The organism is Flavipsychrobacter stenotrophus (assembly GCF_002954265.1).
GTDB classification, from domain to species: domain Bacteria; phylum Bacteroidota; class Bacteroidia; order Chitinophagales; family Chitinophagaceae; genus Flavipsychrobacter; species Flavipsychrobacter stenotrophus.
In genome coordinates, this window is record NZ_PPSL01000001.1 from 754,267 (window position 1) to 779,348 (window position 25,082).

Annotated in this window: 19 protein-coding genes and 2 tRNA genes; 10 read left to right on the forward strand and 11 right to left on the reverse strand. The window is 40.7% G+C overall.

Features of this window, described 5'->3' with window-relative positions; all coding sequences use genetic code 11:
- Positions 1 to 3: 3 nt before the first annotated feature.
- From CJD36_RS03375 to gldD, 3 genes are all read right to left on the reverse strand, one after another.
- On the reverse strand, positions 4 to 453 hold the full coding sequence (locus CJD36_RS03375) for a response regulator (RefSeq protein ID WP_105037685.1): 450 nt from the start codon (positions 451 to 453) through the stop codon (positions 4 to 6).
- Positions 454 to 659: 206 nt separating this feature from the next.
- Positions 660 to 731 (reverse strand) — tRNA-Arg (locus tag CJD36_RS03380).
- A 113-nt stretch (positions 732 to 844) separates the two neighbouring features.
- Positions 845 to 1,435 (reverse strand): gliding motility lipoprotein GldD, encoded by a 591-nt coding sequence (gldD, locus tag CJD36_RS03385; protein ID WP_105037686.1) that lies wholly within the window; start codon positions 1,433 to 1,435, stop codon positions 845 to 847.
- Between the two features lie 139 nt (positions 1,436 to 1,574).
- Here gldD and CJD36_RS03390 point away from each other — a divergent pair, with 139 nt between their 5' ends.
- Genes CJD36_RS03390 through CJD36_RS03400 form a run of 3 tightly spaced genes read left to right on the forward strand, consistent with a single transcriptional unit; the run spans position 1,575 to position 5,854 of the window.
- The gene (locus tag CJD36_RS03390; protein ID WP_105037687.1) at positions 1,575 to 3,827 is read left to right on the forward strand and encodes a RelA/SpoT family protein; all 2,253 of its coding nucleotides are present in this window, start codon (positions 1,575 to 1,577) and stop codon (positions 3,825 to 3,827) included.
- 2 nt (positions 3,828 to 3,829) lie between these two features.
- On the forward strand, positions 3,830 to 5,347 hold the full coding sequence (locus CJD36_RS03395; RefSeq protein ID WP_240609283.1) for a carboxypeptidase M32: 1,518 nt from the start codon (positions 3,830 to 3,832) through the stop codon (positions 5,345 to 5,347).
- Positions 5,348 to 5,359: 12 nt separating this feature from the next.
- Positions 5,360 to 5,854, forward strand: coding sequence for a hypothetical protein (locus CJD36_RS03400; RefSeq protein ID WP_105037688.1), 495 nt, complete (start codon positions 5,360 to 5,362; stop codon positions 5,852 to 5,854).
- Here CJD36_RS03400 and CJD36_RS03405 read toward each other — a convergent pair.
- Positions 5,851 to 6,825 (reverse strand): ion channel, encoded by a 975-nt coding sequence (locus CJD36_RS03405; protein WP_105037689.1) that lies wholly within the window; start codon positions 6,823 to 6,825, stop codon positions 5,851 to 5,853. The two genes, CJD36_RS03400 and CJD36_RS03405, sit on opposite strands and share 4 nt — an antisense overlap.
- A 200-nt stretch (positions 6,826 to 7,025) precedes the next feature.
- Between CJD36_RS03405 and CJD36_RS03410 the strand changes: the two genes are divergently transcribed.
- The 5 genes from CJD36_RS03410 (at position 7,026) to CJD36_RS03430 (ending at position 9,956) form a co-directional block, all read left to right on the forward strand.
- Positions 7,026 to 7,099, forward strand: a tRNA-Met gene (locus CJD36_RS03410).
- Between the two features lie 1,606 nt (positions 7,100 to 8,705).
- A complete protein-coding gene (locus CJD36_RS03415) occupies positions 8,706 to 8,915 on the forward strand; it encodes a hypothetical protein (protein ID WP_105037690.1) in 210 nt (69 codons plus the stop codon).
- Between the two features lie 40 nt (positions 8,916 to 8,955).
- Positions 8,956 to 9,360, forward strand: coding sequence for a hypothetical protein (locus tag CJD36_RS03420; RefSeq protein ID WP_105037691.1), 405 nt, complete (start codon positions 8,956 to 8,958; stop codon positions 9,358 to 9,360).
- On the forward strand, positions 9,320 to 9,625 hold the full coding sequence (locus tag CJD36_RS23150) for a hypothetical protein (RefSeq protein WP_105037692.1): 306 nt from the start codon (positions 9,320 to 9,322) through the stop codon (positions 9,623 to 9,625). The genes CJD36_RS03420 and CJD36_RS23150 overlap by 41 nt, the downstream gene beginning before the upstream one ends.
- A gap of 37 nt (positions 9,626 to 9,662) precedes the next feature.
- Positions 9,663 to 9,956, forward strand: a complete 294-nt coding sequence (locus CJD36_RS03430; RefSeq protein ID WP_105037693.1) for a hypothetical protein — start codon at positions 9,663 to 9,665, stop codon at positions 9,954 to 9,956.
- Positions 9,957 to 10,169: 213 nt separating this feature from the next.
- Here CJD36_RS03430 and CJD36_RS03435 read toward each other — a convergent pair whose 3' ends face one another.
- From CJD36_RS03435 to CJD36_RS03455, 5 genes are all read right to left on the reverse strand, one after another.
- Positions 10,170 to 10,739, reverse strand: a complete 570-nt coding sequence (locus tag CJD36_RS03435) for a DUF4337 domain-containing protein (RefSeq protein WP_105037694.1) — start codon at positions 10,737 to 10,739, stop codon at positions 10,170 to 10,172.
- Between the two features lie 85 nt (positions 10,740 to 10,824).
- Positions 10,825 to 11,583: a metallophosphoesterase gene (locus CJD36_RS03440; protein WP_105037695.1), complete on the reverse strand. Its 759-nt coding sequence runs from the start codon at positions 11,581 to 11,583 to the stop codon at positions 10,825 to 10,827.
- Positions 11,584 to 11,654: 71 nt separating this feature from the next.
- Positions 11,655 to 11,999: a DUF3098 domain-containing protein gene (locus tag CJD36_RS03445; protein WP_105037696.1), complete on the reverse strand. Its 345-nt coding sequence runs from the start codon at positions 11,997 to 11,999 to the stop codon at positions 11,655 to 11,657.
- A 23-nt stretch (positions 12,000 to 12,022) separates the two neighbouring features.
- Positions 12,023 to 12,880: a cell division protein FtsX gene (locus CJD36_RS03450; protein WP_105037697.1), complete on the reverse strand. Its 858-nt coding sequence runs from the start codon at positions 12,878 to 12,880 to the stop codon at positions 12,023 to 12,025.
- Between the two features lie 168 nt (positions 12,881 to 13,048).
- The gene (locus CJD36_RS03455; protein WP_105037698.1) at positions 13,049 to 13,687 is read right to left on the reverse strand and encodes a WbqC family protein; all 639 of its coding nucleotides are present in this window, start codon (positions 13,685 to 13,687) and stop codon (positions 13,049 to 13,051) included.
- Positions 13,688 to 13,778: 91 nt separating this feature from the next.
- Between CJD36_RS03455 and CJD36_RS03460 the strand changes: the two genes are divergently transcribed.
- On the forward strand, positions 13,779 to 15,281 hold the full coding sequence (locus CJD36_RS03460) for a GWxTD domain-containing protein (RefSeq protein ID WP_105037699.1): 1,503 nt from the start codon (positions 13,779 to 13,781) through the stop codon (positions 15,279 to 15,281).
- A gap of 118 nt (positions 15,282 to 15,399) precedes the next feature.
- Here the strand turns inward: CJD36_RS03460 and hppD are convergent, their stop codons facing one another.
- Both hppD and CJD36_RS03470 read right to left on the reverse strand, forming a co-directional pair.
- Entirely contained in the window at positions 15,400 to 16,530 is a 1,131-nt protein-coding gene (gene hppD, locus CJD36_RS03465; protein WP_105037700.1) for a 4-hydroxyphenylpyruvate dioxygenase, read from the reverse strand.
- A 155-nt stretch (positions 16,531 to 16,685) separates the two neighbouring features.
- On the reverse strand, positions 16,686 to 17,846 hold the full coding sequence (locus CJD36_RS03470) for a homogentisate 1,2-dioxygenase (protein ID WP_105037701.1): 1,161 nt from the start codon (positions 17,844 to 17,846) through the stop codon (positions 16,686 to 16,688).
- Between the two features lie 335 nt (positions 17,847 to 18,181).
- Here CJD36_RS03470 and CJD36_RS03475 point away from each other — a divergent pair, with 335 nt between their 5' ends.
- Positions 18,182 to 25,057: an FG-GAP-like repeat-containing protein gene (locus tag CJD36_RS03475; protein WP_105037702.1), complete on the forward strand. Its 6,876-nt coding sequence runs from the start codon at positions 18,182 to 18,184 to the stop codon at positions 25,055 to 25,057.
- The last annotated feature ends 25 nt before the right edge of the window (positions 25,058 to 25,082 follow it).

Consider the following 25,082-nt stretch of genomic DNA (forward strand, 5'->3'; position numbering starts at 1 on the left):
TATTTATTGAACCTGGATGATAAAATTATCTTTGCTTATAGTATCTCCATTATTGATAGAAGCACTAGTAAGCGCCAGAAAAATAATTTCCTTTAGTTTTGAAAAATCACCGGGCTTGCGAATATAATGTAGCGCCCCTTTCTCGTACAGCAAATTTACTACGTCCCTATCTAACGAAGTTGAATAAATTATAACCGGCAGGCATTTTAATTGCTGGTTTGTCTTGATCTCTGCAAGGCATTCAAAGCCATTTTTACGCGGCATATTTAAGTCTAGAAACAGCATATCCGGAAGCGCACGAGGCCTGGATATCAACAACCTCATTAATTGTTCTCCATCACCAACCGTTTCCAAAGACGAGTCAATCGGAAGCTCTTTCAATGCCTCGTCAAAGAAGATACAATCATCTGCATCATCATCGGCAAGCAATAAATGGAGCGGCTGCTTCGTCATATGGTATTATAGAAGTATGTATAAAAATAATGCCAAGCTAAAGTTAAAGATCAATTTACTGAATAAAACTGACATTTTCTCCGCTCGCCCAATATAAACGCCCCGGATTTTCCCATCAAAAAATCAAGTTAAACTTGCTACAGGGTGTTTAGAAAAAGTATAGCGGAAGGACATGCTTGTGGCATGTTGCTTCCGCTACATTAATGTGGTCTTGCCAGGAATCGAACCTGGATCTAAAGTTTAGGAAACTTCTATTCTATCCATTGAACTACAAGACCATAGAACCGTTGGGTTCATTAGGGGTTGCAAAAGTAACGTTTTCGTGTAATTGAACAACTCATTTTTTCGATTGTTTGTAAAAAAGCACGTCAACTCCTGAAACAATCGGTTTTTAGCTGAATCTGATAGTTTCAAGGAAGTGGTTTACATCCTGTTCAAGGAAATCAGCTGCCGGTTTTAGTGAATCGGCATTGGGGGTGACGTCAAAGTAAAGTGCTCCCCGCAGAAAATGGTGTAGTGAATCGGTGGCGGTAAATTGAAAGCGCGAAGCAGAGTTTCCGCCCACCGTGTATATTATACCGGTAACTCCGTATTTGTTTCTGTAGGTTTCTTCCCTTATATAATCTGCTTTCTTTTCGTGAAAAGACGACAATCCGTAAGCGTCATTGACCATTCTGATAAATCCATCTTTTGAGGGTACAGTGAGGTATGTAATGTTGATCATTGCACCGAGAGACGGCACGTTGATATTTAACCAGTATTTATTGTTCGGATTATCTTTTATAAAGACAGTATCTCTTTCCACATTGCTGTAGATTGGATATTCAAACTGATAAGGATATCCCGGATACATGAACTCTTTGTATTGATGGACCGCCGGGGTATCTATTTTAAAATAACCTGCAGGTTTGGGAGTAAACTCCGTTGGCCGACAAGAAGTAAATATTCCTGCTATTATGATGAAGAATAGTAAACGCTGCATAATGGCCAAAACTAAGCAAATCAGTGGAAATTGTAAGCATTTAACAGTTGTCGGTTAAGATGATAAATATATCTATAGCCAATATTGGCTTTTGTATTTTGTATACTTACTTTTAGCTTTTTAGCGTAAATTCGATACTATGCAGAACCAGGTGTTATTAACGTATGATAAAACTGATGAGGAAGAGAAGAAAATCATACTTCGTGAATATAGAGCGCTATTAAGAGCATTAAGGCAGCGCATTAAGAAGGGCGATAAGAATAAACTGCGCCAGGCATTTGAAATGGCAGTAGAGGCGCATAGGCACATGCGTCGAAAATCGGGGGAGCCGTACATTTTACATCCGCTGGCAGTTGCACGCATAGCGGTTGAGGAAATTGGACTAGGGGTGACATCCGCAATTTGTGCCTTGCTTCATGATACCGTTGAAGACACCGAAATATCGCTCGAAGATATTGAGCGTGAATTCAGCAAGCCGATTGCCAAGATAATTGATGGATTGACCAAAATATCCAATGTTGTAGATATAAAAGGTGATTCAACTCTGCAGGCTGAGAACTTCAGAAAGATATTACTGACGCTTGTGGATGACCCAAGAGTGATATTGATAAAGCTTGCTGACCGGTTGCATAATATGCGGACGCTTGAAAGCATGAACCGGGAGAAGCAACTGAAGATCGCTTCGGAAACAACTTATATCTATTCTCCTTTGGCACATAGGTTGGGTCTCTACGAGATCAAATCTGAAATGGAAGATCTGGCCATGAAGTATACTCAGCCGGATATTTATGCTGAGATTGCCCAGAATCTGAAAGAAACCAGGAGAGATAGAACCAGATATATTAATGAATTTATTAAGCCTATAAAGGATACGCTTATTACAAACGGGCTGGAGTTTGAAATATATGGCAGACCTAAAGCTATTAATTCTATCTACCAGAAGATGCGCACCAAACACGTATCTTTTGATGAGGTCTATGATCTGTTTGCTATTCGCATAATTCTAAAATCGCCGCTTGATAAAGAAAAAGATGACTGTTGGAAGGCCTATTCTGTGGTCACCAATATTTACCACCCAAGTACAGAGCGCCTGCGCGACTGGATTAGCGTTCCCAAAGGGAATGGCTATGAAGCCTTGCACACTACGGTGATGGGCCCTGGTGGTCGCTGGGTAGAAGTGCAGATACGCTCAGACAGAATGAATGAGATAGCTGAGAAGGGGCTTGCCGCGCACTGGAAATATAAGGAAGGGTCTACATCACAACAGGAAAGCAAGCTGGATAGCTTCCTGGTACATCTGAGCGAGATACTGGCCAACCCTGATACAGACACGATAGACTTTATACAAGATTTCAAACTCGATCTGTTTACCGAGGAGATATATATTTATACCCCTAAGGGAGACATGCGTGTGCTGCCCAAGGGTGCTACCGCACTAGATTTTGCCTTTGATATTCACTCTGAACTGGGAATGAAGTGTATAGGCGCCAAAGTAAATTACAAACTGGTACCTCTCAGCTACCAGATCAATAGCGGAGACCAAGTGGAGGTAATTACTTCATCTAAACAAAAGCCATCGGAAGACTGGTTGCAGTTCCTGATCACAGCAAAGGCTAAATCGAAAATAAAGAGCTACTTCAAGGAAGAACGGAGAAAAGTAGGTGAAGAAGGTAAGTTGATCCTTAAGAAGAAGTTGGAGAAGATAGGTGTGCCCATGTCGCACTTTAACCTGAACGAGATTTGCGCGCACTATAAAAGGATCACTCCTTTTGAGTTATTCTATGCTATAGCGGTAGGTGCTATCGATCTGAAGGATCTGAAAGACTTCAGTCCGCATGGAGAAAAACTATTGCAGCCTGCTCGTGAGCAGAAAAACGAATCGCTCAACCTTGTTAGTGAAGAAGATGTAAAGAAGACACTGCCGGGTAAGGGTGAAGTGGTCATATTCGGAGACAGTTCTGATAAGATATTGTATAAGTTAGCCAACTGCTGTCAGCCAATACCGGGTGACAATGTATTTGGCTTTGTTTCTGCTGGAGAAGGATTAACTATCCATCGTACAGACTGTCCTAACGCTGCTAAACTACTGGCTAACTATGGTCATAGGATCATTAAGACCAAGTGGGCAAAAAACAAAGAGATATCATTCCTTACCGGTGTGCGTATAGTAGGTCTTGACGATGTGGGGGTAATACAGAAGATCACTAACATAATATCAGGAGACCTGAAGATAAATATGCGTTCATTGAGTATAGACTCTAATGACGGGATATTTGAAGGAACGATAATGGTTTATGTTCATGATCGTGAGGAGCTGAATAAACTTTGTAATGCATTGGCCACTCTTGACGGTATACAGAAGATAGAGCGCCTTGAAAACACCATTTCCTAATTATGTCAAACAAACAAATGTCTTCAAATACAGCTGATCTATATAATGAATACGTAGTCCTGATGCAGAAAGCGGCCGATATAAGCAATGCTGCTGCTGTGCTTGAATGGGATCAGGAAACATACATGCCAGCAAAGGGTGCAGAAAACAGGGGCCGCCAACTTGCAACACTTGCTTCTCATGCGCATGATATACTCACCAGTCAAAGACTTGGCGAACTACTTGATGAATTAGCGGAACGTATTGATATGTCTGACACCCAACAGGCCAATGTGCGCCTGAGCAGGAAAGATTATGAAAAAAACAGAAAGCTACCATCATCATTTGTTGAGGCTATATCACGCCAGACAAGTGAGTGTTTTAATGCCTGGATAGAAGCCAGACGAAAAAACAACTATTCTATATTCGCACCCTCACTTACTAAAATGATTGCCTTGAAACAGGAGCAGGCCAAACTGTATGGCTATGATGGTCATCCGTACGACGCATTGCTGGATGATTATGAGCCCGGTGCTACAGTGGCTATGCTGGATCCTGTATTTGCTAAAATAAGAGAGCAAATGCCGCCACTACTGGCAAGAATAAAAGAAGGCCATCAGGTAAGTAACGATTGTTTCCACAAAGAATATCCAAAGCAGGTGCAGTGGGATTTTTCTGAACAGGTGCTGAGAAAGATGGGATACGACTTTGAAGCGGGCAGACAAGATTATGCGGAGCATCCGTTCACAACATCTTTTTCTAACAGCGACGTGCGCATAACAACAAGGGTAGATGAGCATAACTACGCGTCGCTATTATGGAGCACAATACATGAAGGTGGACATGCGTTATATGAACAGGGATTGCAGGGAGATCAATATGGGTTACCTCTGGGTGCTGCTGCATCGCTAGGTATACATGAGTCGCAGTCGAGGCTATGGGAGAACTGTGTAGGCTGTGGGTTAAATAGCTGGCTGTATTTCTTCCCGGTATTGCAATCATACTTCCCCGAGCAGCTTAAGGGAGTAAGCGTTACAGATTTCTTTAAGGCTATGAATAGGGTGGAGCCATCTTTGATAAGAACAGAAGCCGATGAGGTCACCTATCATTTTCATGTAATGATACGCTATGAAATAGAGAAGGGGCTGATGGAGAACAAGATCGATCCTAAAGACCTGCCAACTGTTTGGAATAGCATGTATGATAAATACCTGGGCATCACTCCGCCCGATGATGTGAGGGGTATACTACAGGATGTGCATTGGAGCCATGGTAGTTTCGGCTATTTCCCTACATATAGTCTGGGAAGTTTCTACGCTGCGCAGTTTTTTGCCAAGGCCCATGAAGAAATAACTGACCTTGATGAACAAATGGCTCGTGGCCAATTTGAGCCATTGCTGGTATGGCTGAGGGATAGGATACATCAATATGGACGCAGATATACATCGGAAGAGTTGTGCGAAAAGGTTACGGGCAAAAAACTGGATACAGAGTACTTTATGCAGTATATAAGCGACAAATATGCTGCCGTATATGGCTAAGAAGCTGGGAATATGTCAACTGAGTTAACACACTACAAGGAGGCACTGAACGCCAACGAACTTGGTTTTCTTATTAAGAAAGAAGGCCGGGAACGCAGGCAATACGTAAAGGTGTTCACCATATTTATGGTAGTTAGCTTTGTTGTGCCCTATGTTGCCGCCTGGTATAGGGTGTATGATGGTGCGCCCAATGCCTTCTCTTATCCTAAGTTTTTTACTGCCGCCACTGTCTTACTCACTATATCCAGCTTTGCCACCTATTTTTCCTATCGGTATAATCTGCGCCATCTGCAACACGATATTAAATACGGTACCAAAACGGTATCTACCAATCATGTGACCCGAAAAGTTCATGTGCCGTACAACGATACCTACCACTTCTACATAGATTCACACATAAAGCTGAGTATAGAGGTTTCGGCAAATGATTATGATTTCTTTAGCGAAGGCGATGAGATAAGCATAGAATACACCACTTATTCAAGGGAGTACCTTGGATACTTTTAGCTGGTTTTTGCCTTCACCTCATTATGTATATTCAGTTTATGAAGTTCCAAAATAGTCTTGCGTCCATCAGGACTCTCTCTGAACATAGGAATAAACTTGCGGTCAAATAGAATCTCATCATAGGTATAGGAGGTGCGCTGTTGCACATAGTTGGAGAATACCTCGTCAAAAGCCCTAAGGTTGATGTATAACTCTACATCAGCAGCTTTCATATCGTCTTCTGTAAATCCGTAAAATGGGCTTGTTTCTGTAATAGGGTGTACCACCGTCCAACTCATAGGCATGCTCTCTACCTTGTTCCTTTCCAGTTCAAGCGTGAAGTATTTGTAGGTAGGTGTATCGTTCTCTAATAGTTGCATAACTACATTTACACGTATGTCAAGGTCGGTAAGTGTGTGCTTGTCTTTATAGGCTACAAAACGGAACATTAATGCAGTTATTCCCTTGTATGGGCTTACCAGCGCATGATCACTGAACTTAAGATAGCCGCGGGGGCGGGAAAACCGGCCATAGATAAGACCGGTAGCAATTGCCAATGAAAGAAAGCCAGTCAGCGCTTCCAGCATGGCAACTATGTTGGCAGAATCGCCCACAGGATTTACACGACCATACCCCACAGTCGTAAACGTTTGTGCACTGAAATAAAATAACTCTTTAAATATCTTCCATTTATTGCCGGGAATTATGCCTATCAACTGATCGGGACAAAGTATATAATAGATAGTGGTAAATGCCAGGTTTATAGACAGGTAAAAAACGACGATAATGCCGATAAACTTCCAGACGGGTATATAGAGCATATCGTGAAAGAGACTCATTCTGTTGTAAAAGGGCATACCTTCCTTTTCCAGGTTGTAGGTGCCATCTTTATTTATGAAGCGGCCGCCTACGTCGGTATTGTTACTGGCAAAGCCTGTATCATTATTCTGTTTGGAGAATGGATTTATTTTTCGATGGCCGGGACTAGACATTAGGCAGTATGCATGTTTGTGAGTGTAAAAATGCACCAGAAAATGGAGGTATGCAAATAGGAAACATCTATACAGGAATGTGATTAATAAAAATATGTACTTTTATTGTGAAATTCAACACAGAATTACTTACCTTTGCAGTCCCAAATTTCAGGAAACGAACAACATTCATTAACTGAAATTATAACCAACAATTTTCTGGCGAGGTAGCTCAGTTGGTTAGAGCACAGGATTCATAACCCTGAGGTCGGGAGTTCAAATCTCCTCCTCGCTACAGAAAGAGACAAGTCAGCATTTATGCTGGCTTTCTCTTTTTTAGCACCTTCTGAAACGCTTGTCAGGCAAGGGATTAGCTTGAAGACTTGGTTCATATTATCGGTTAGATATGACCTATTTTCGGGGATAACGACCAAACCATCTGGAAATAGTACCTTTTGAATCCGTTGTTTATTATGAGAAGTCCCGACCTCCCATTGTTTACTGATGTTTCGGCAAACTGTAATGGCTCTTTCTATAAATTCATCGTGGTTAGATAATTTACTTTCTAAATCTGCAATGGTTCTTTCCTTTTTCAGTATTTGAGCGTCAATTTCATTCTTATGCTTCAGATAAACGTCTTCAGTCACGCTATTACCGAACAGGAATTTCTTTTCAAGACTCTGCATGTTGCTGGTTAATTCTTCTAATGTGATTTTTTGCAACTTCAACTCGTTAGTAGCATCGAGGTTTAGTGTTTTAAATAGTTTCTGCAATTGGAGTTTAAACACACCGACATAATTTTCTTGAAGGTTCACCCCCTTCAGTAATTCTTTAAAGCTATCGTTCAAGCCCTCGTTTCTTGATGAACGTGTTGTACTTGCGTTCATGTTAACACCTGTACAGTGATTGCATTTGTAGTAGTGTACACCTTTCTTTTTAACCTCATAACCAGTAAGCAACGTACCACAGTGATAGCACTTCAGGAACCTTGCAAGAGGGCGATTATCGTTATTGCTGGACACTTGATACGTACCTTCTTTAGAAGGGTTGAGAATGGCTTGTATCTTCCAGAAATGGGCTTCGGTTATCATCGGTTCCCAGTTCCCTTTACATGGTTCATCGAGAAGTTTGTTTACTGAAATACCGCAGTAAAATGGGTTTCTCCAATTTTTACTAATCTGCTGCTTAGTTAACACTATCCCCAATCCCTCTAATCTCTTCAGGATTGCGGTATCTGTCTCGCCCTGTAACTTCCATTGCCATGCAGATGCAAACAGCCTTCCTTGCGCATTTATTTCTATTGTTTGTACAGCGCATTTACGATCATAGTCTTTTACCCTTGTGCCTTTTGTGGTGTAACCATATGGCGCTTTACCCAGTCTATTACCCTGTTTCAAAAAAGCCTTTAACCCAGGAAGTGTGGCAGCTAATCTGGTTTGGTTTTCAGTCTGAGCATCCAATAATCTATGATAAATTTGGATTTTGTCCTTGACGTTTTCTGTTGATAAACCAGTTGATGTTTCTATTATATGAACATTCAAAGTTTCTACCAATTCATGAACGATACTAATGGCATTTGCACCAGTACGAGAAAACCGATTAATAAATTTAATAGCAATTGCAAATGGGCGAATTTTACTTATTTTAATACCATCATACAATTTCTTAAACTCTTTTCTATCGAAGTCACCAGATGCGCTTTCGTATGTACCTCCAATAATCCTCTCCACAATAAAGTGATTCATTTTTGCAATAGAGATACCTGAATTATTAGTTAATATAAGGTCAAACCCACCGCTTGCTGCAAGTTCTTATATTACCAATGAAAATGGACAAAGAAAATATCATTTAGATTTGGGTTTTAATTTTTGTTTTTTAAATTGATATTATTAAAAATCAATATGGATACAACAGTTTTTTTTGAAGAAAATATAAAAGATGCAGGTGGTAAAAATGGCGAAGTTCATTTTGAAATGGGTAGGTCATCTTATTTAAACGGTAAAAATTTAATTTACCTTTCCATTGATGGTAAGAATCTAATTTTAGACGAAAATACAGGAAGAGAACTTGTTGATGCTTTTAACAAAATAGGCCATTATTTAAGCTACTAATAGGATGTATGGTGCTTTGCTGAACGATTAACCCAATAACATGAAAATTAAACTCAATACTGTCCCTGAAAATTCTTCAGCACACCAACAATTTTTTTTAATGACCCAAATAGCGCAAAAAGTAAGCGTGGTCAACGTCGATGGTTATTATTTAGGTAGAAACATTTTGTTCGATTTTGATTTAGATTACATTAATAATACACTATCAAATTGGGACAGTATAGATAAAGTAGATTTTGATGCTAAGCTGTGCGCAATTATCAATGAAAACCGTGATTGGATTATCAAGTATGCAATTGAAGCATTACCAAGTAGAAAAAATATAATAGAATCTATTTTCAAGTTGTATGATGAAAAAAAACTATGTAGCATTAATTCCATTAATTCTTACCCAGATAGACGGTATGGCAAAGGATATCACACTCGGCAAGACGGGTTTCTATAATAGTAAATCAGATAAGCTGGTATTTCCAGTTACTAACCCATATGTTTTTTTTGTTTCTAATGCGTTACAACTACATTATGGCAACAGAAATGATTATGAGTTATTTAGGAAGAATATCGCTAATCCACAGGAATTTAATCGTCACGCCATTTTACATGGCGAGTCATTCCAGTTTGGAACAGAAAGAAACGCAATAAAAGCTATTCTACTTTTTGATTTCGTGCGTGAAATTTACTGTGCTAATATTGATTACGACTGGCTTTAATTAACGAATTACATTTGTTGTGTTTAATTAATATTATATGGAGAATGTTGTTTATGTTTTATTGAGGGGGCATGTCGGCTATAATACTTTTGAAGGTATATATAAAGATTTTGACGTTGCAAAAAAAATGAAAACCGATGAACATGTTATTTGGAGTAACAAGATTGACTCAGAGCAAGTAATTAATGATACCATTTATGTAGCTCAAGCATGGGACGTAGCTGCACATATCCATATTTACAGCGGTATTTTTTACTCTTATGAAAAACCGAAAGACTGGTTAGGCGAAAAAAGTATGATATTACAATATAAACTCACTCAAATGGAGTAGACATGTCTTTATTTTCTATTCCTTATCAAGTATACACTTTTCTCATTGCTGTAATAAATGTAATTAAGCCTTTAATAGTTAGGTAAGCCATTCGTATAGCTCAACCACCCTATAATAGTCCCGTATTAAGTTAGATATTTCATCCTTTCTCGCTACTACGAAAAAGCCTTTCAGTTCAAACTGAAAGGCTTTTTTGTTGAATTAGTTCCTTTCCTACCCCAATATCTTCGATATTAAGTCAGAGTGCAGGCTAATATGAAGAAAAGCTGTTAGTCCGAATATCATTCCTAGTACTGCTATTGATGATGCAAAATAGAGCAACCATTTCTTTTGGGTGAGGGCTGTGATGCCAAACATAGCTATGGCAATAGAAAGAAAGGCATCCGTCATGTCAAACTGGTCATCGAAAACGTTGATGGCCTCATATTCCTTTTCAAAGCCTTCTGCCAGCTTCTTTATTTCTCCTTTCTCTTTTTCATAGCTCGCTATTTTTTGTTCATCTTTTTGCACCAGATCTTCATAACCCGGTGTTTTTTGCGCCTTTAGCAGATCTACCGCATTTTCTAATATTGCCTGCTTGGTACTTTTAGCCTGATAGTAAGACCATGCATCTATGCTATGTGCCTGCGCCTGAGACATAGCCTGTACCACATTGCCATCTTTGACATTACAAAGGGCCATAAAGGTAGCTGTTAGCGCTACCCATACAGCCACCTTAGCATTGATCTTGCTCTCACGGGCATGTTCCGTAGATTCCTGTATAGTATCGCTTAGGTCGCTCATTTTTTTTTATTATAAAAGTAGTGGCAACAGAGGTTCTACAATACCCCGTTCTATTAAAATTGACTTAAAACTGAAATACAAATCGCTATACCTTAACGATAGCCTGCTTCCTGTAATCCCCATGCTCATAATGGCTCACATAACCCAGTTGGTTAGTATGTAGGGTAGTGCCGCCTATCTTGAACTCAGGGGTATTGGTGTGGTGGTGGCCATAGATCCATGCGCTTGCACCCGATGTAAGAATAAGATCATGCAGCTCAGTAGCAAACGCCTGGTTGATAGGGCTATTGATGTATTGTTTAGGGTAATGCATCAACGTGGGTACATGATGGGTAACGACAATCTTTTTTCTGCCCTCATTGGCTTTTAAAGCCCGTTCCAGAAAGGTAAGATCACTCTGGTGCATTCTGTTGAAGTCAGCAACAGTCAGCCGCTTGCCTTCATTTTGTATTATGTGAAAGTCCGACAGATTACGCTGTATTTCATACTCGTTTTCCAGCTGTACATGGCTCCAGAGTGTACAACAGATTATACTTACATCTTCATGATCAAATACCTGCTGATTGACCAGAAAAACGTTGTCCCTGATCTCTATTTTTAAAGGTGAAGGGTAGTCAGCAACATCGCTTTTATAGTACTCATGGTTGCCGGGTATCCAATAAGTGTATGTAAAATTATCAGACACATAGTCAAAGAATGCTTTGTGCTGCTCTATGTTCCAGAGTAAGGTAATATCTCCCGCCAACAACAAAATATCCGCGCCCCGCTCTATCGGGTGGCAGTCTATATACTTTGCATTTTCTTTAAATTCAAGATGCAGGTCGCTACAATATTGGATCTTCATGATGGTGGAATTAATTGAAAAAGCCATTCAGCAGGTGCTGAACGGCTTTCTATATGATCAGTTTTGTATAATTATACAGTCTGTGCTGCCGCAGCTACTTCTTTTGGTTTCTTCATAATTGCATATACTTCTACTGCAAAGCCCAATAATACTACTATTGGTGCAAGTGTAATACGACGGAAGCTATAGATCTCATCATAATGAAATTCATGAGGATTAGCGCTCTTACCACCGGCCATCAATACGAAGCCAAGAAGGATAAGCGCTACGCCACCGAGCATCCACATATAGTTTTCCTTATCGAAGAGGAAAGACTGGTTAGTCTGTGACTGGCCTGATGTTGATCTTGATGTAGAAGCAGCTCTTGGAGCAACTTTAATAGGTTGTGGTTGTGGTACTTTTGGTATAGTAGACATACTTGCAAAATTATAGAATTAAATTAATATAGGTCGTCCAAATGCAATTTTAAATATTTTACTACTGATCGGTGCGTACTTACCAGAGATATGATAATACCAAGTAGTATCATTCCTCCCATAAGGCAAAGTACCAGGGTTGGGTCATTAAGCAGGCTAAGTACAGGCAATTGCTTCGTAGCGAAGGACATGACCACCCACAGTGCTATCACAGCAAGCACGCCACTTATAAAGCCGTTTAATAACGCACGCATGTCGAATGGTCGGGTTATGAACTGCTGTGTGGCACCTACCATCTGCATGGTCTTAATAAGGAACCTGTTGCTGAACATAGCCAACCTTACTGTATTGTCAATGAGGAATACCACAACAATAAGTAGCACAATAGAAATAGCCCCCAATATGATGCCTATCTTACGGAAGTTGCTGTTCATCTGGTCAACCACTACATTAGGCCATGTCACATCACGCACAATGTTGCTCTGCATGATGAAGGTCTTTATTTTGGCAAGACTATCCTTATTTACATACTCCTCGTGCAGTTTTACAGCAACTGAAGTAAACAGGGGGTTATAACCAAGGAAGTCTACCACATTGGTGCCTTCTACCTGGTTTTCCATTTTTACAGCTTCTTCTTTAGTGATTATTTTGGTGTTGCGCACAAAAGCCTGTTTTTCTAAAATGGCTTTCATTTTGGCAACATTTTCGTCGGTAGTATTGTCGTGAAAGTCAACGCTTATTTCAAGATCTTCTTTAAAAGCTCTGGAAAGCGAACGGCCATTGATAACCAGCCAACCCAATATACCCAGTAAGAACAGCACAAGAGCTACGCCCAGTATAGCATTGAAGTAGGTAGGTTTTGATTTTTTGCCTGTAGCCATTAGTTGTGGTTAATGTTCAAAAATATAAAAAACAGGGGCTATTTCCCAGATAATTCCGCGAGTGCTAACCTTTTTTAACAATAAATATTATCGCTTGCTGAACAAGTGTGTGCAAAGTAATATTTTCCAGAGATTATTCTGTGGTTAATTATGCACAAAGCTGATTTATTAAACTATTCCAATCAATTCGTTACGGTGAATTCTTATCCACGATGCAGTGTGTGGGCCTTCAGAAAACAACAGGTCCAGAATACTCAGATCGGGAAGGAAACCAATTCTGTCTTCAAACACCTGGTAGTAACGAGGAAATTCAGTTAGTTGCTCACCGCTTTTGTGCGGCTTTATCTTGCGTATATCCTGTATAGTCTCAGGGTAGGCTGCCAAATATTGCCCGGATTCTTCAACAGTGGTTTTTAATTTCAATTGTTGGGCCACCCATTTATAGGTGTCATTATTAAAATCTGTAAGACTGGTATCTGATCTTTCAAAGATACTTTGTAGCCCCTGCTCGTAAAATTCCCAATAAGGTGTTTGTTTATAAACCGACACCAGAGTACGCCAGTGTTGTATTTGCCATTTCCCATCGTTAAATATCTGAACCGCGCTCATAGCGGATCGTTGCTCGCGTCCGTTTACCAAAGGAATGCTTAACTGTATTGGATTGTTGGCGCCTGATATCCGGTATTTGTTGCGGTAGCTCATTTTCTCAAAATGTTCAGCCCGATCAAAAGTGATCAGCGTGGCATCTATGACATGTGCCCACCAACTTATAGGTGCAAAAGGCAAAAAGGAACTTACTACTTGCATATCAACTACAAAGGAACGATGATAAAAGGTTAAAATAATGCCTGTGAAAATAATTATCTGCGGATTACTGTAATTTGCAAAAAAATCTGAAATGTTGCGCAGGCTATCTTTTACCCTATTGTTGGTGGTTTCTTTTATACAGGTACATGCACTTGAAGCCGCTTTTTCTCATGCGGTTTTCTATCTTGCCGACCCTATCTATGAAGGTAAGATCAATCCATATCTTGAAGCCTACTGGCAGATCAACCCCGCCAAACTGCGTTACAACACTAATGCAGATAAGAAGACCATAGCTCGTATTAAGACTGAAGTGACCATAACGAATGATACCGGGCATGTGGTAAAAAATGATCTCTATGTCTACGAAACAAAACCCGTAGATAATGCTGGCCAGCTCCAATACCTGAACATACTTGAATTAAAGAGATATTTTATTGCACCGGGCAAGCTGAAACTTAATGTTAAACTGACGGATCTGAATGACACCACAAACGTTACCGTTTACAATGATAGTTTTACCGTGTTGCCACAAGGTTCAGGCCCTTTTTATGGAGGGATAGAATTGCTGGATACGTCATATGTTTCTGATATCAGAACCCCATTCAGAAAGCATGGCAAGCAAAACATCCCCCTTTGTGAAAGCTTTTTTGATACCTACAGAGATAAGCTTAACTACTATACCGAACTGTATCAGGTAGAAAAAGTGAACAGCAGCGATATGCCGCTCTTTCAATCGGTCTTTATAAGTAAGAAGCAGGGTGAAGGCGTATTTGGTTCACTGATAAAAATTGATACCATTGTCAATAAAGAATCCACCTACTTCAGCGGCAGTTTAGATATCAGCAGTCTGCCATCGGGCAACTATTACCTGAATATTTCGCTGGGAGATAAACTTCACCAGACCATCACAAGCAAGACTTTGTTTTTTCAGCGAATGAATACAAAGCCAATTACCAAGGAAATGATCGCCAAGCGGTCTGCAGCAATTGATACCAGCCTTGAAGTGGTCAACGTGCTGGATATGACCAAAACCTTTCTAAAGAAATACGACCTACCACAGATAACAGCTATTTTAAAAATGTTGCTTCCGGTTAGCGATGTTACCTCCGCTAGAGCAATAGAAGGTTTTCTGAAAAAGCCGGAAGAATTGTACATGCGGTATTTTATTTATAATTACTTCCTAACCAAAGATGCTGAGAAGCCGGAGAAAGCATGGAAAGAATATTCAGCGAAAGTAAAGGAAGCTAACAGGCTATATACTGCACATGGCAAACCCGGTTATGAAACTGAGCGTGGTTTTATGTTTTTGCGTTATGGTGCTCCGTCAGAGGTGGTTACTTCTGTAAACGAATCAGGCGCTTTGCCTTATGAGATATGGCAATACAATACGCTTACAGAAACCGGCGGTAAAGAACTGGCCAATGCAGTGATCCTGTTTTATAAAACCAGCCAGTCAGACTTTGATTTTCGTGTACTGCATACCAACATTGGCGGCGAACCACATAATAATGGTTGGAGAGCTTTTCTTTACACCAATCAAGATGGTGGCAACAATATGAACTCAAGAGCGGAACAGTATATAGGTACGAAGTAATTGGACAATTTGCCAATGGGTCAATGATCCCGTTGATGACTAATGATTAATAAAATAGTACAGCCACCAGAAACATGCTCTGGTGGCTGTATTATCTAAATACTATTTACATTTTTACTTAAAGATTTCCTCTCTTAGCTTGCTCTCTTTCTATAGATTCAAACAGTGCTTTAAAATTACCAGCGCCGAAGCTCTGTGCACCTTTTCTCTGTATGATCTCAAAGAAAAGTGTAGGACGGTCTTCTACAGGCTTTGTAAACAACTGTAGTAAATAACCTTCTTCGTCACAGTCAACTAATATACCAAGTTCCTGTAGTGGTGCAATATCTTCGTCTATTTTACCTACGCGGTTGATAAGGTCATCATAGTATGCTTTGGGCGGTGCATCCAGGAATTCAACACCACGTGATTTCAGATCACGAACTGTCTTTACAATATCAGCTGTAGCTATAGCAATGTGTTGCACACCTTCACCTTCATAGTAGTCCAGATATTCTTCTATCTGAGATTTTTTCTTTCCTTCTGCCGGCTCATTGATAGGGAACTTCACATAACCGTTGCCATTACTCATTACCTTACTCATCAAAGCAGAGTACTCGGTATTGATCTGCGTATCGTCGAAAGAAAGGATATTTACAAAGCCCATTACCTCTTCATACCACTGTATAGTAGGATTCATGCGGTTCCAGCCTACATTGCCCACGCAATGGTCTACATATAGTAAACCAGCATCAGCTGGAGCATAGCTGCTTTTCCACTCCTTATACCCTGGCATGAAAATACCATTGTAGTTCTTACGCTCTAAAAACAGATGAACAGTCTCGCCATAGGTATAGATGCCGCTCATGCGCACTTCGCCGTTTTCGTCTTTTATTGTCTTGGGCTCCATATACACTTTACCGCCGCGAGATGTAGTTTCTTCAAATGCCTTGTAAGCATCATCAACCCACAACGCCAATATTTTTACACCATCACCATGTTTGGCTATGTGTTCCGTAATTGGGCTGTTTGAATTTAAAGGAGTTGTCAAAACCAGGCGTATCTTACCCTGTTGCAATACATAAGATACATGGTCACGCACACCGGTTTCAGGTCCCGCGTATGCTAGTGACTGAAAACCAAAAGCCGTCTTATAAAAGTGAGCAGCCTGCTTGGCATTACCAACATAAAATTCTATATGATCTGTACCGTTGATAGGCAAAAAATCTTTTGCCTCTTTCATTTTCTGGCTTACTGTTTGTGCTTGCATTTTAATTGATTTTTAATTAGTTACATTATAATGTCTTATTCGTAAATTGAATCAGTTTTATAATGTTTTGCTCCACATAGCCATGGCTGATGTTCTTAACAAGGCCCGTAGTTGTACAAGATATTTTGATTTCATATGAGATCAATTATTTAGAATTATTCGATCCAACTTGATATATACCTGTCGTCTTCAATACCTACCGCATCTACCGACATTTTCAGTGGGTGGAAGGTATCTACCATAACGGCTAGTTCCTTTGTTTCTTTCGCACCAATGCTTTTCTCGACAGTACCAGGGTGTGGACCATGAGGAATACCTGCAGGGTGTAAAGTAATCATGCCACGCTCCACATGCTTACGGCTCATAAAATCACCATCTACATAGTACAGCACTTCGTCACTATCTATGTTACTATGGTTATATGGTGCAGGAACCGACATTGGGTGATAATCATACAAACGCGGCACAAATGAGCAGATCACAAAGTTGTGTGCATCAAAGGTCTGGTGTACCGGTGGTGGCTGGTGTACACGGCCTGTTATTGGCTCGAAGTCGTGAATACTTACTATATAGGGATATTCACAACCATCCCAACCAACTACATCGAATGGGTGGCTGCCATACCATATAGGGTAGAGCAAACCCTTCTTCTTTACCTGTACCAAAAATTCGCCCTTCTCATCAATCGTTTGCAGATTCTCCGGCTGGCGGATATCTCTTTCACATATTGGGGAATGTTCCAATAGCTGACCGTATTTACTAAGATATCGTTTAGGGAAAGTGATCGGGCTAAATGACTCAATAATGAAAAGGCGATTGTCTTCGGTATCAAATTCTATCTGGTAAATAGTACCACGTGGAATAACTACATAATCACCGTAGCTAAATGTCAACTGGCCATACTGTGTTTTTAGCGTGCCTGTGCCTTCATGAACGAATATTACTTCGTCTGTATCTGCATTCTTATAAAACACATTTCCTGTTAACCCTTTCTTTGGTCCTGCCAGTGTTATATGAACGTCATTGTTGAACAAAACAACCTTCCTACTTTTAAGATAATCAGCTTCAGGGGTAATTTTGAAACCCATAAAACTCCTGTGTTTCAGTATGTTATCTGATGCTGCTTTAGGAGAAACGTCAACCGGTTCTTCAGTTCTGATAATTCCTGTTGGTGCATATAAATGATAAAGCAGCGAATAGTTAGAAGAAAAACCTTCGGTGCTGAATAACTGCTCTGCGTATAGTGTCCCATCGGGCTTGCGAAATTGAGTATGCCTTTTATGAGGTATATTTCCCAGGGAATGGTAATGTGGCATTGATATCTTGTTTGTCCAAAAATAGCATTTTTATTGTTCTTTTGATTAATGGGCAGTCAATTTATCCACACCCCAAAATGTAATGGATTTCCCTTATTGGGATATTGTATATGAAATAATTTTATTTCATATCGGCAATTAACATGACGTTAAACCGTTAATGAACTTTTTTGACCGTTCATGAACTTTATTTGCACTCTCTTACCATGACGGCATAAATTTGGAATAAAATTATCTTGCAATACATCTGTTTTGTAGAATAATTTCTCATAGCATAAGTGAACCGTAATATAGCAACCTTAGGTTGTGAATGTTACAAACTAAGCTACTCTCACATGAAAGCCAATATGTATACACACACACTAAAAATATTTTTATTAACTGCATTAGCTCTCTTATTAAATTGGAGTGCTACTGCACAATATACTTGGTCCGGAGCATCAGGCGGAGCTTGGAGTACAACAACAAATTGGAATCCCTCAGGTACACCAACAGGAACAGCAGTTGCGCAATTTAGCACTGCTCCGACTGGAACTCCTACTGTTACCACTAGTGGAACTACTACCGCGGGTGCTCTTTATGTCCTCTCTTCTAGAACCACATCTTTGTCGATCACTGGTACATTAATCACTCTTTCCGGCGCTACAATTTCATCTTCTACTGCAGTAGTTGTTGCCAATTTAGGGTCAAATATATTTAACATAGCTTGCCCCCTCGCGAATGGTTCCGCAAAGACTTATTTAACAGCGGGAGGTACTTCAAGCCTTACTACTGGTCCAACCATTAGTATTTCAGGCGCAGTGTCAGGAAATGGCGCTAACACGTTTTTGGGTGGTGGAACCTGGGACGGATCAACTGGTGTTTGCGGTGGCATACTAAGGTTTAGCGGCGCAAATACGTTTACCGGCACATTAGCGGTAGGATCTAGTGTTACAACAACTGGTAACGGTATTCTTGAATTTGGTGCTTCTGGCTCAGCATCAAGTTCCCTTGTCATAAATAATTACAGTCAATTAAGCTTAGCTTCCGCTGGGACCTATGCCGCTCCCCTAACCTTAAATGGAATTGGAAATGGGGCAACGACCAGCAACTATGGGAGAGGGGCAATAAGAAGTGGGGCAATTGCGCCTGTTTGGAACGCAGCGGTTACACTTTCATCTAATTCAGTAATTTATGTAGGAGCCACAGGATCTTTAACAATGGGGCTTGCAGTGAGCGGTAGCGGGCAATTAATAAAAGAAGGCACTGGACTATTGATATTAAGTGGTAATGCAGGGAGTTTAACTTTCGCTGGGGGATTAAAGATATCAGAGGGGTCTGTTAGCATCACCAAGAATGGCTCTCTAGCCAATCCTATTGATGTGGTTCTCTCTCAGATCAACGGGAACAGTACTTCCTTGTCTCTCAGTGGCTCTACCGCACAAACAGTCAATAGTTTGTCAAGTATTTTTAGTGGCACTTCGGGAACAATTACCCAAACGCTTGCACTTGGATCAAATTGTTCTTTAACGATCAACCAATCTGCCAACACCACTTTCGGGTATGGAAGTACAACTTCTTTGAGTCTCAGTAGTATCATCACAGGAGGCTCTTCATCTTCCATTATTAAAACGGGAACAGGATCACTTACCTTTAATGGATGGCCTCATACTTTTACCGGTGGAGTGACTATTGCTAATGGTTCTATCATTTTGGCACCCGCGGCTACTATAACCACAAGTAATGCCTTTACGTTATCAGGCGGCACATTGGCAACTACCGGTATAACTAATGCCGCTGTTTGTAGTCTTGGTGTGCTTAATAACGTATCTAATTCTACAATAGCGCTTGACGCAAGTCAGGCTCATACATTGCGGTTTGCCAGTTTAAATACAAATACCGGTGTTATTACCATAACAGGTTGGCAAGGGGCGTTTGATGGTACAACCGGAACTAAGGGTAAGATAATCATTGGTACATCCGCCACGCTCACATCGCCGCAGCTGGCTCAGTTTCAATTTCAGGATAGTTATGGCAATATCATACCGGCGGCTCAAATAACTGGTGGGGAAGTTGTACCTAAAATATCGCTGAACATTGTAGCAGCCTCATACGGACCGTTTTATAACAATGTAGATAATACTATCTCCGTATCGTACAATACCACTGCCACATTTTTTACCGGCAATTTCAGAATTCAATTGTCGAGCAGCACAGGTACGTTTGCAAATACTACAAGTAACATCATTGGGACAGCTGCATGGTCTTCAAGTGGAACAATTACTGCCACAATTGCATCCGGCACCGCAGTAGGAGCACTTTATAGAGTCAGACTGCTGAGTACCAGCCCTTATGTTATTGCAACTACCGACAATGGCACCAATATATCTCTAGGTCTGCCTGTTCCCAACATTACTTCATTAAGTGCCTACAATCATGTACTTCCCGGTACCACCATTACAATTTCGGGTAGTAATTTTAATACTACCGCGGCTAATAATATTGTATATTTTGGTGCTGTAAAATCAACTGCAACGTCAGTATCACCCACGGTATTAAGTGTAACGGTGCCATTTGGAGCAACATATAGCCAGCTTACAGTTTATGACACCATCACCAAAAGCGCAGGCAGTTCTAATTTTCAGTTTTTGCCAGCATTCGATGCCAGTTTCTTTGTAGCTGACACAATTAAATTTTTGCCAAGAGTTGACTACACGACAGGCAATAATCCGGTAATTGCTGCAATTGGCGATCTTGATGGCGATGGGTTACCCGATATGGTGGCTTTAAATAAGACGGGTGCTTCTCTCAAAATATTGCAAAATCAAGGTACCGGTGTATCTGCACTTACCATGAGTAATGCAATGACTTTACAGGGAAGTGGTCCTTTGAATGTAAAAATAGCGGATATTGATGGAGATGGGAGAAATGATATTGTTGTGGCGGGCGGAAGTGGATCACCTACGGTACAGATATTCAGAAACCTTACTAACTACTCATCATCAGTAACGCCCCGTACACTAGTTTTTGACACCAGAGTAAATGTGACAGTGCCTACGGTGTCTACAGGCGTATTAGCTATATCTGATCTGGATGGTGATGGTAAGTTAGATATCGCAGCGGCATGTTATGATATAGGTGGTAGCATTGGGAAATTGGTTATTTTAAAAAACGGCAATAGCCCGGGATCTATATCTTCCGGCGCTTTTACTTTTTATTCTTACAATACCGGAACAGTTTATCGGGCTACCTCCAGTGCTATTGCAATAGGCGATTTTAATGGCGACCTTTTACCAGATATTGCAGTTACAAATATGATCGAGGCGCCGGTTCCAGCCTCAGTATCAGTATTCAAAAATGCTTCCACTCCCAATGCTATTTCATTTGCGTCGGCAATCACAGTGCCTACCGGTGCATATTTGATAGACATTGTTGCAGTTGACGTAGATGGAGATTTAAAACAGGATCTGATTGTATCTGAAGCGCTTGATAGTACCGTTTCCGTTTTTAGGAATACTTGTACATCACCCGCATCAGCATTGTCATTCGCATCAAGGCAAGTTATAGCTAATCTGGCAACACCTGCGGGTTTGGCAGTAGGCGATTTAGATGCTGATGGTAAGCCAGATATTGCAGTGGCCAGTTTTTTAACAACAGGTGTTATTGCATTGTATAAAAATACTTCCACATCTGGCACACCATCATTTGTAAATATCAACAATCTACCCGCAGCCCGTTACCCAACCGGAATTAATATCGGTGATATAGATAAAGACGGATATCCGGATATTGTTGTTGGCAATACCTCATTTGACACATCATATGTAGGCACCATAGTATCAGTTTATAGAAACACGCCATTACCTATTGTAGGCACTATTTCTTCCGCAAGTGACTCAATTTGCATAGGGGCAACTACTTCACTCAATTATTCATTATCATTACCAACCGGTGAAACCGGTGCATGGTCTAGTAGTAATACATCTATTGCAACAGTAAGTCCATCGGGCATTATATATGGTGTAGCGGCAGGAACGGTTGATATTAGTTACACAGTGACAGTGACCCGTGGAAGCATCTCGAGAAGTGTATCCCGGACAATTGTCATAAAGCCACTCCCAGTGGTAAATATAACAGGGTACAGAGGTGTTTGCCAGGGCGTTACTACAACATTGACTGGTGCTCCATCTGGTGGCTTATGGGCGCACAGCAATGCAGTTACCTCTGTTACTTCCACAGGCGCTGTTACTGGAGTGGGGGCTGCAGGTACTGATATTATTTCTTACACTTACACCTCACCTGTAACCGGCTGCAGTAATGCAGATACTCAGGCTATGCCAATCATATCTCCTCCCAATCCGGGAACGATATCGGGTGCCGACAGCATTTGCCCCGGCGCAAGTACTACCATGACTACATCTGGTGATATTGGTGGAAAATGGTTTTCCGACAATTTCCTTTTTGCGTCTGTTGACTCACTTACAGGAATTCTAACAGGTCAGAACACGGGGTCGCCAATTATTAACTATAAAATTGCAAATGGTTGCGGCATTTTCAACAGTTATAAAGCCGTAAATGTGCTCCCACTTCCTGACGCGGGTGCAATTACAGGTCCTTCCTCAGTTTGCTCCGGTGCTGATATTTCTCTCAATAATCCGGTGACAGGCGGTACATGGTCCAGTAATAATACTGCGCAAGCTACAGTAAGTGCAGCTGGTATAGTTTCAGGTGTTGCGGTAGGTTCGCCTGTCATATCCTATACAAAGAGTAATTCTTGCGGATCTTCATCAGCAACCTTGGGTATTATTGTTAATACAGTCCCATCAGCTCCGAGTGCAATTTCTGGCAATTCTTCTGTCTGTATTGGTTCTGCTACATCATTAAGTAGTGCAACAGTTGGTGGTTTATGGACTTCAAGTAATATTTCGTTGGCGACTATTAATTCTTCAACAGGTATTGCTACGGGAATTGTTGTAGGGACACCTCAAATATCGTATACCGTTTCTAATAGTTGTGGCTCATCTGCTCCTGCTTTGATGACCTTAAATGTGCTTGGCACACCAAATGCTAGTATTACTTCGGCTATTGTACCTTGTGATGGGTATAGTTCAAACATTATCTTTACCGGCACTCCGGGAGACGTTGTAAGTTATAGTGTAGATGGTGGGGCAAACATTGATGGTACGCTTACAGGTGGAACATTTAACTTACCTACGGGTATCATTACATCTACGCATACCTACTTATTGCATACCGTCAGGAATGTAGCATGCGCTATTCTAAAAGACACTACAGTTACTCTTATTCCGCAACAAATGACGTGGTTGGGAGGAGCATCTGGTGCTGAAACTAGTTGGGCAACAGCTGCTAACTGGTCATGTGGTTCGATCCCACTAACATCCGACAATGTACTTATACCGCATGTTGTATATGTTCCGGTGATCTCTGCAACAGCTTATAGTAAGAATCTTACGGTATCCTCCTTAGCAGGACTATCAATAAATGGCGGAGGTTCAATTAATATTAAAGGAAATTTATTGAACCAAGGCATTGTTAATGGAAGTGGAACAGTAATTCTAAATGGCACTACGCTACAAACTATCACCGGTAAAGGCACTGTAAGTAATCTTGATCTGAATAATAGTTCAGGTGCAACAATAGATACAGGGTCGCATGTACTTATAACCGGAGCTTTATCAGTTAGCGCTGGAACATTTAATACGAATGATAGTCTTGAACTGGCATCGACAGATTCTGTTTCCACGGCCCGCATCGCAGCACTTCCGGCCTCCGGGGCGCTAATTACTGGAAAGGTGAAAGTTGATCAGTATGTAGTAGCTGGTTATCGCCGTTACAGATTCGTTAGCCATCCTTTTTCAGACACTATTTCACTTGGTCAGATACAAACTTATATTGACATCACAGGCCCGGGTGGTTCTGCAAATGGGTTTAGAAGCACATCTTCAAATGCGCCATCGGCTTTCCGGCTGGATCCCTCAACCGGAAACTCTTCATTAGGTTATGATCCGGGTTGGAAGCCCTTTACCAAGATCAACAACATCGCCGCTGACACAAACAAATTTCATCCCGGACAGGGACTCAGGATTTTCTTTAGAGGAGCTAAAGGCGAAGGGCTCGGCTATCTGGGTTACAGCGGTGGCTATGTGCCGTCTGCCACAACATTTAAAATGATGGGACACGTTAATCAAGGCCCGCTAACATTGAGACTTAGCAAAGGGACTGTTGATCCGGGTAATCAGGAATTTAACATGGTTGGTAACCCGTATCCATCTCCAATAGATATTGGTACAATCATGCATAATGCCTGGGTATCTAACCAGGTGGTAGGGTCGGCATTTTATGTGTGGGATCCTACGATGAGTGCAGGTGGACAATTTGTTACTGTATCCATTGGCACGTCATCTGCTACGCCTTATTATATTCAAGCTAATACAGCCTTTCAGGTTCGTGCCCATCACGATGGTGCAATTATTAGCTTCGATGAGTCTAATAAGTCTGCAACTTCTTCAGGCTATTTGTTCAGGGAGCCGGCTAAATTCGTTGCATTAAATGTATACGATGCCAATTATCATTTGTGGGATATGCTGAAGTTCAATTTTATTGATGCTGCCACTGATAATGATGATGAAAAGTATGACGCAACCAAATTATTGAGCAGCGATTTTTCATTTTCCAGTAAGTCTGCTGATGGTAAGAAATTATCAATAGATGCGCGACCTTATGTAGCTGAAAATACAATTCCGCTTGAGATACATAGTAACTACATGCAGGACTTTATAATAAGGGCAGATAATGTTGCTGTTCCGAATGACGGGTCAATAGTATTACATGATAAGTTGTTACAGAAGTATATTGTAATGACACAGGGGGCCGAATATAAATTTACAATCAGTAATGACAAAACAAACCAGGGAGATAGATTTGAATTGGCTTTAAAATCATTGCCATCGGCAAGTGCCACAGGACTTTCGATCTTTATTGATCCCAATCCTGCAACTAGTAATGTAAACATTCATTTCAAAAATAACACCGCAGATGCGACAAGTGTGAATATTATAGATATGAATGGAGTAAACATCTACAGTCAGTCAGTGGCAAAAACACAGAATGGTTCATTGAATGTTTCTTTAGACAAATTTGCTCCGGGATTGTATATGGTTGAAATTATTCATGGAAATGAAAGAGTAGCACAGAAATTGATTAAAGAGTAGTTTGATAATAGAATAGATACCCACA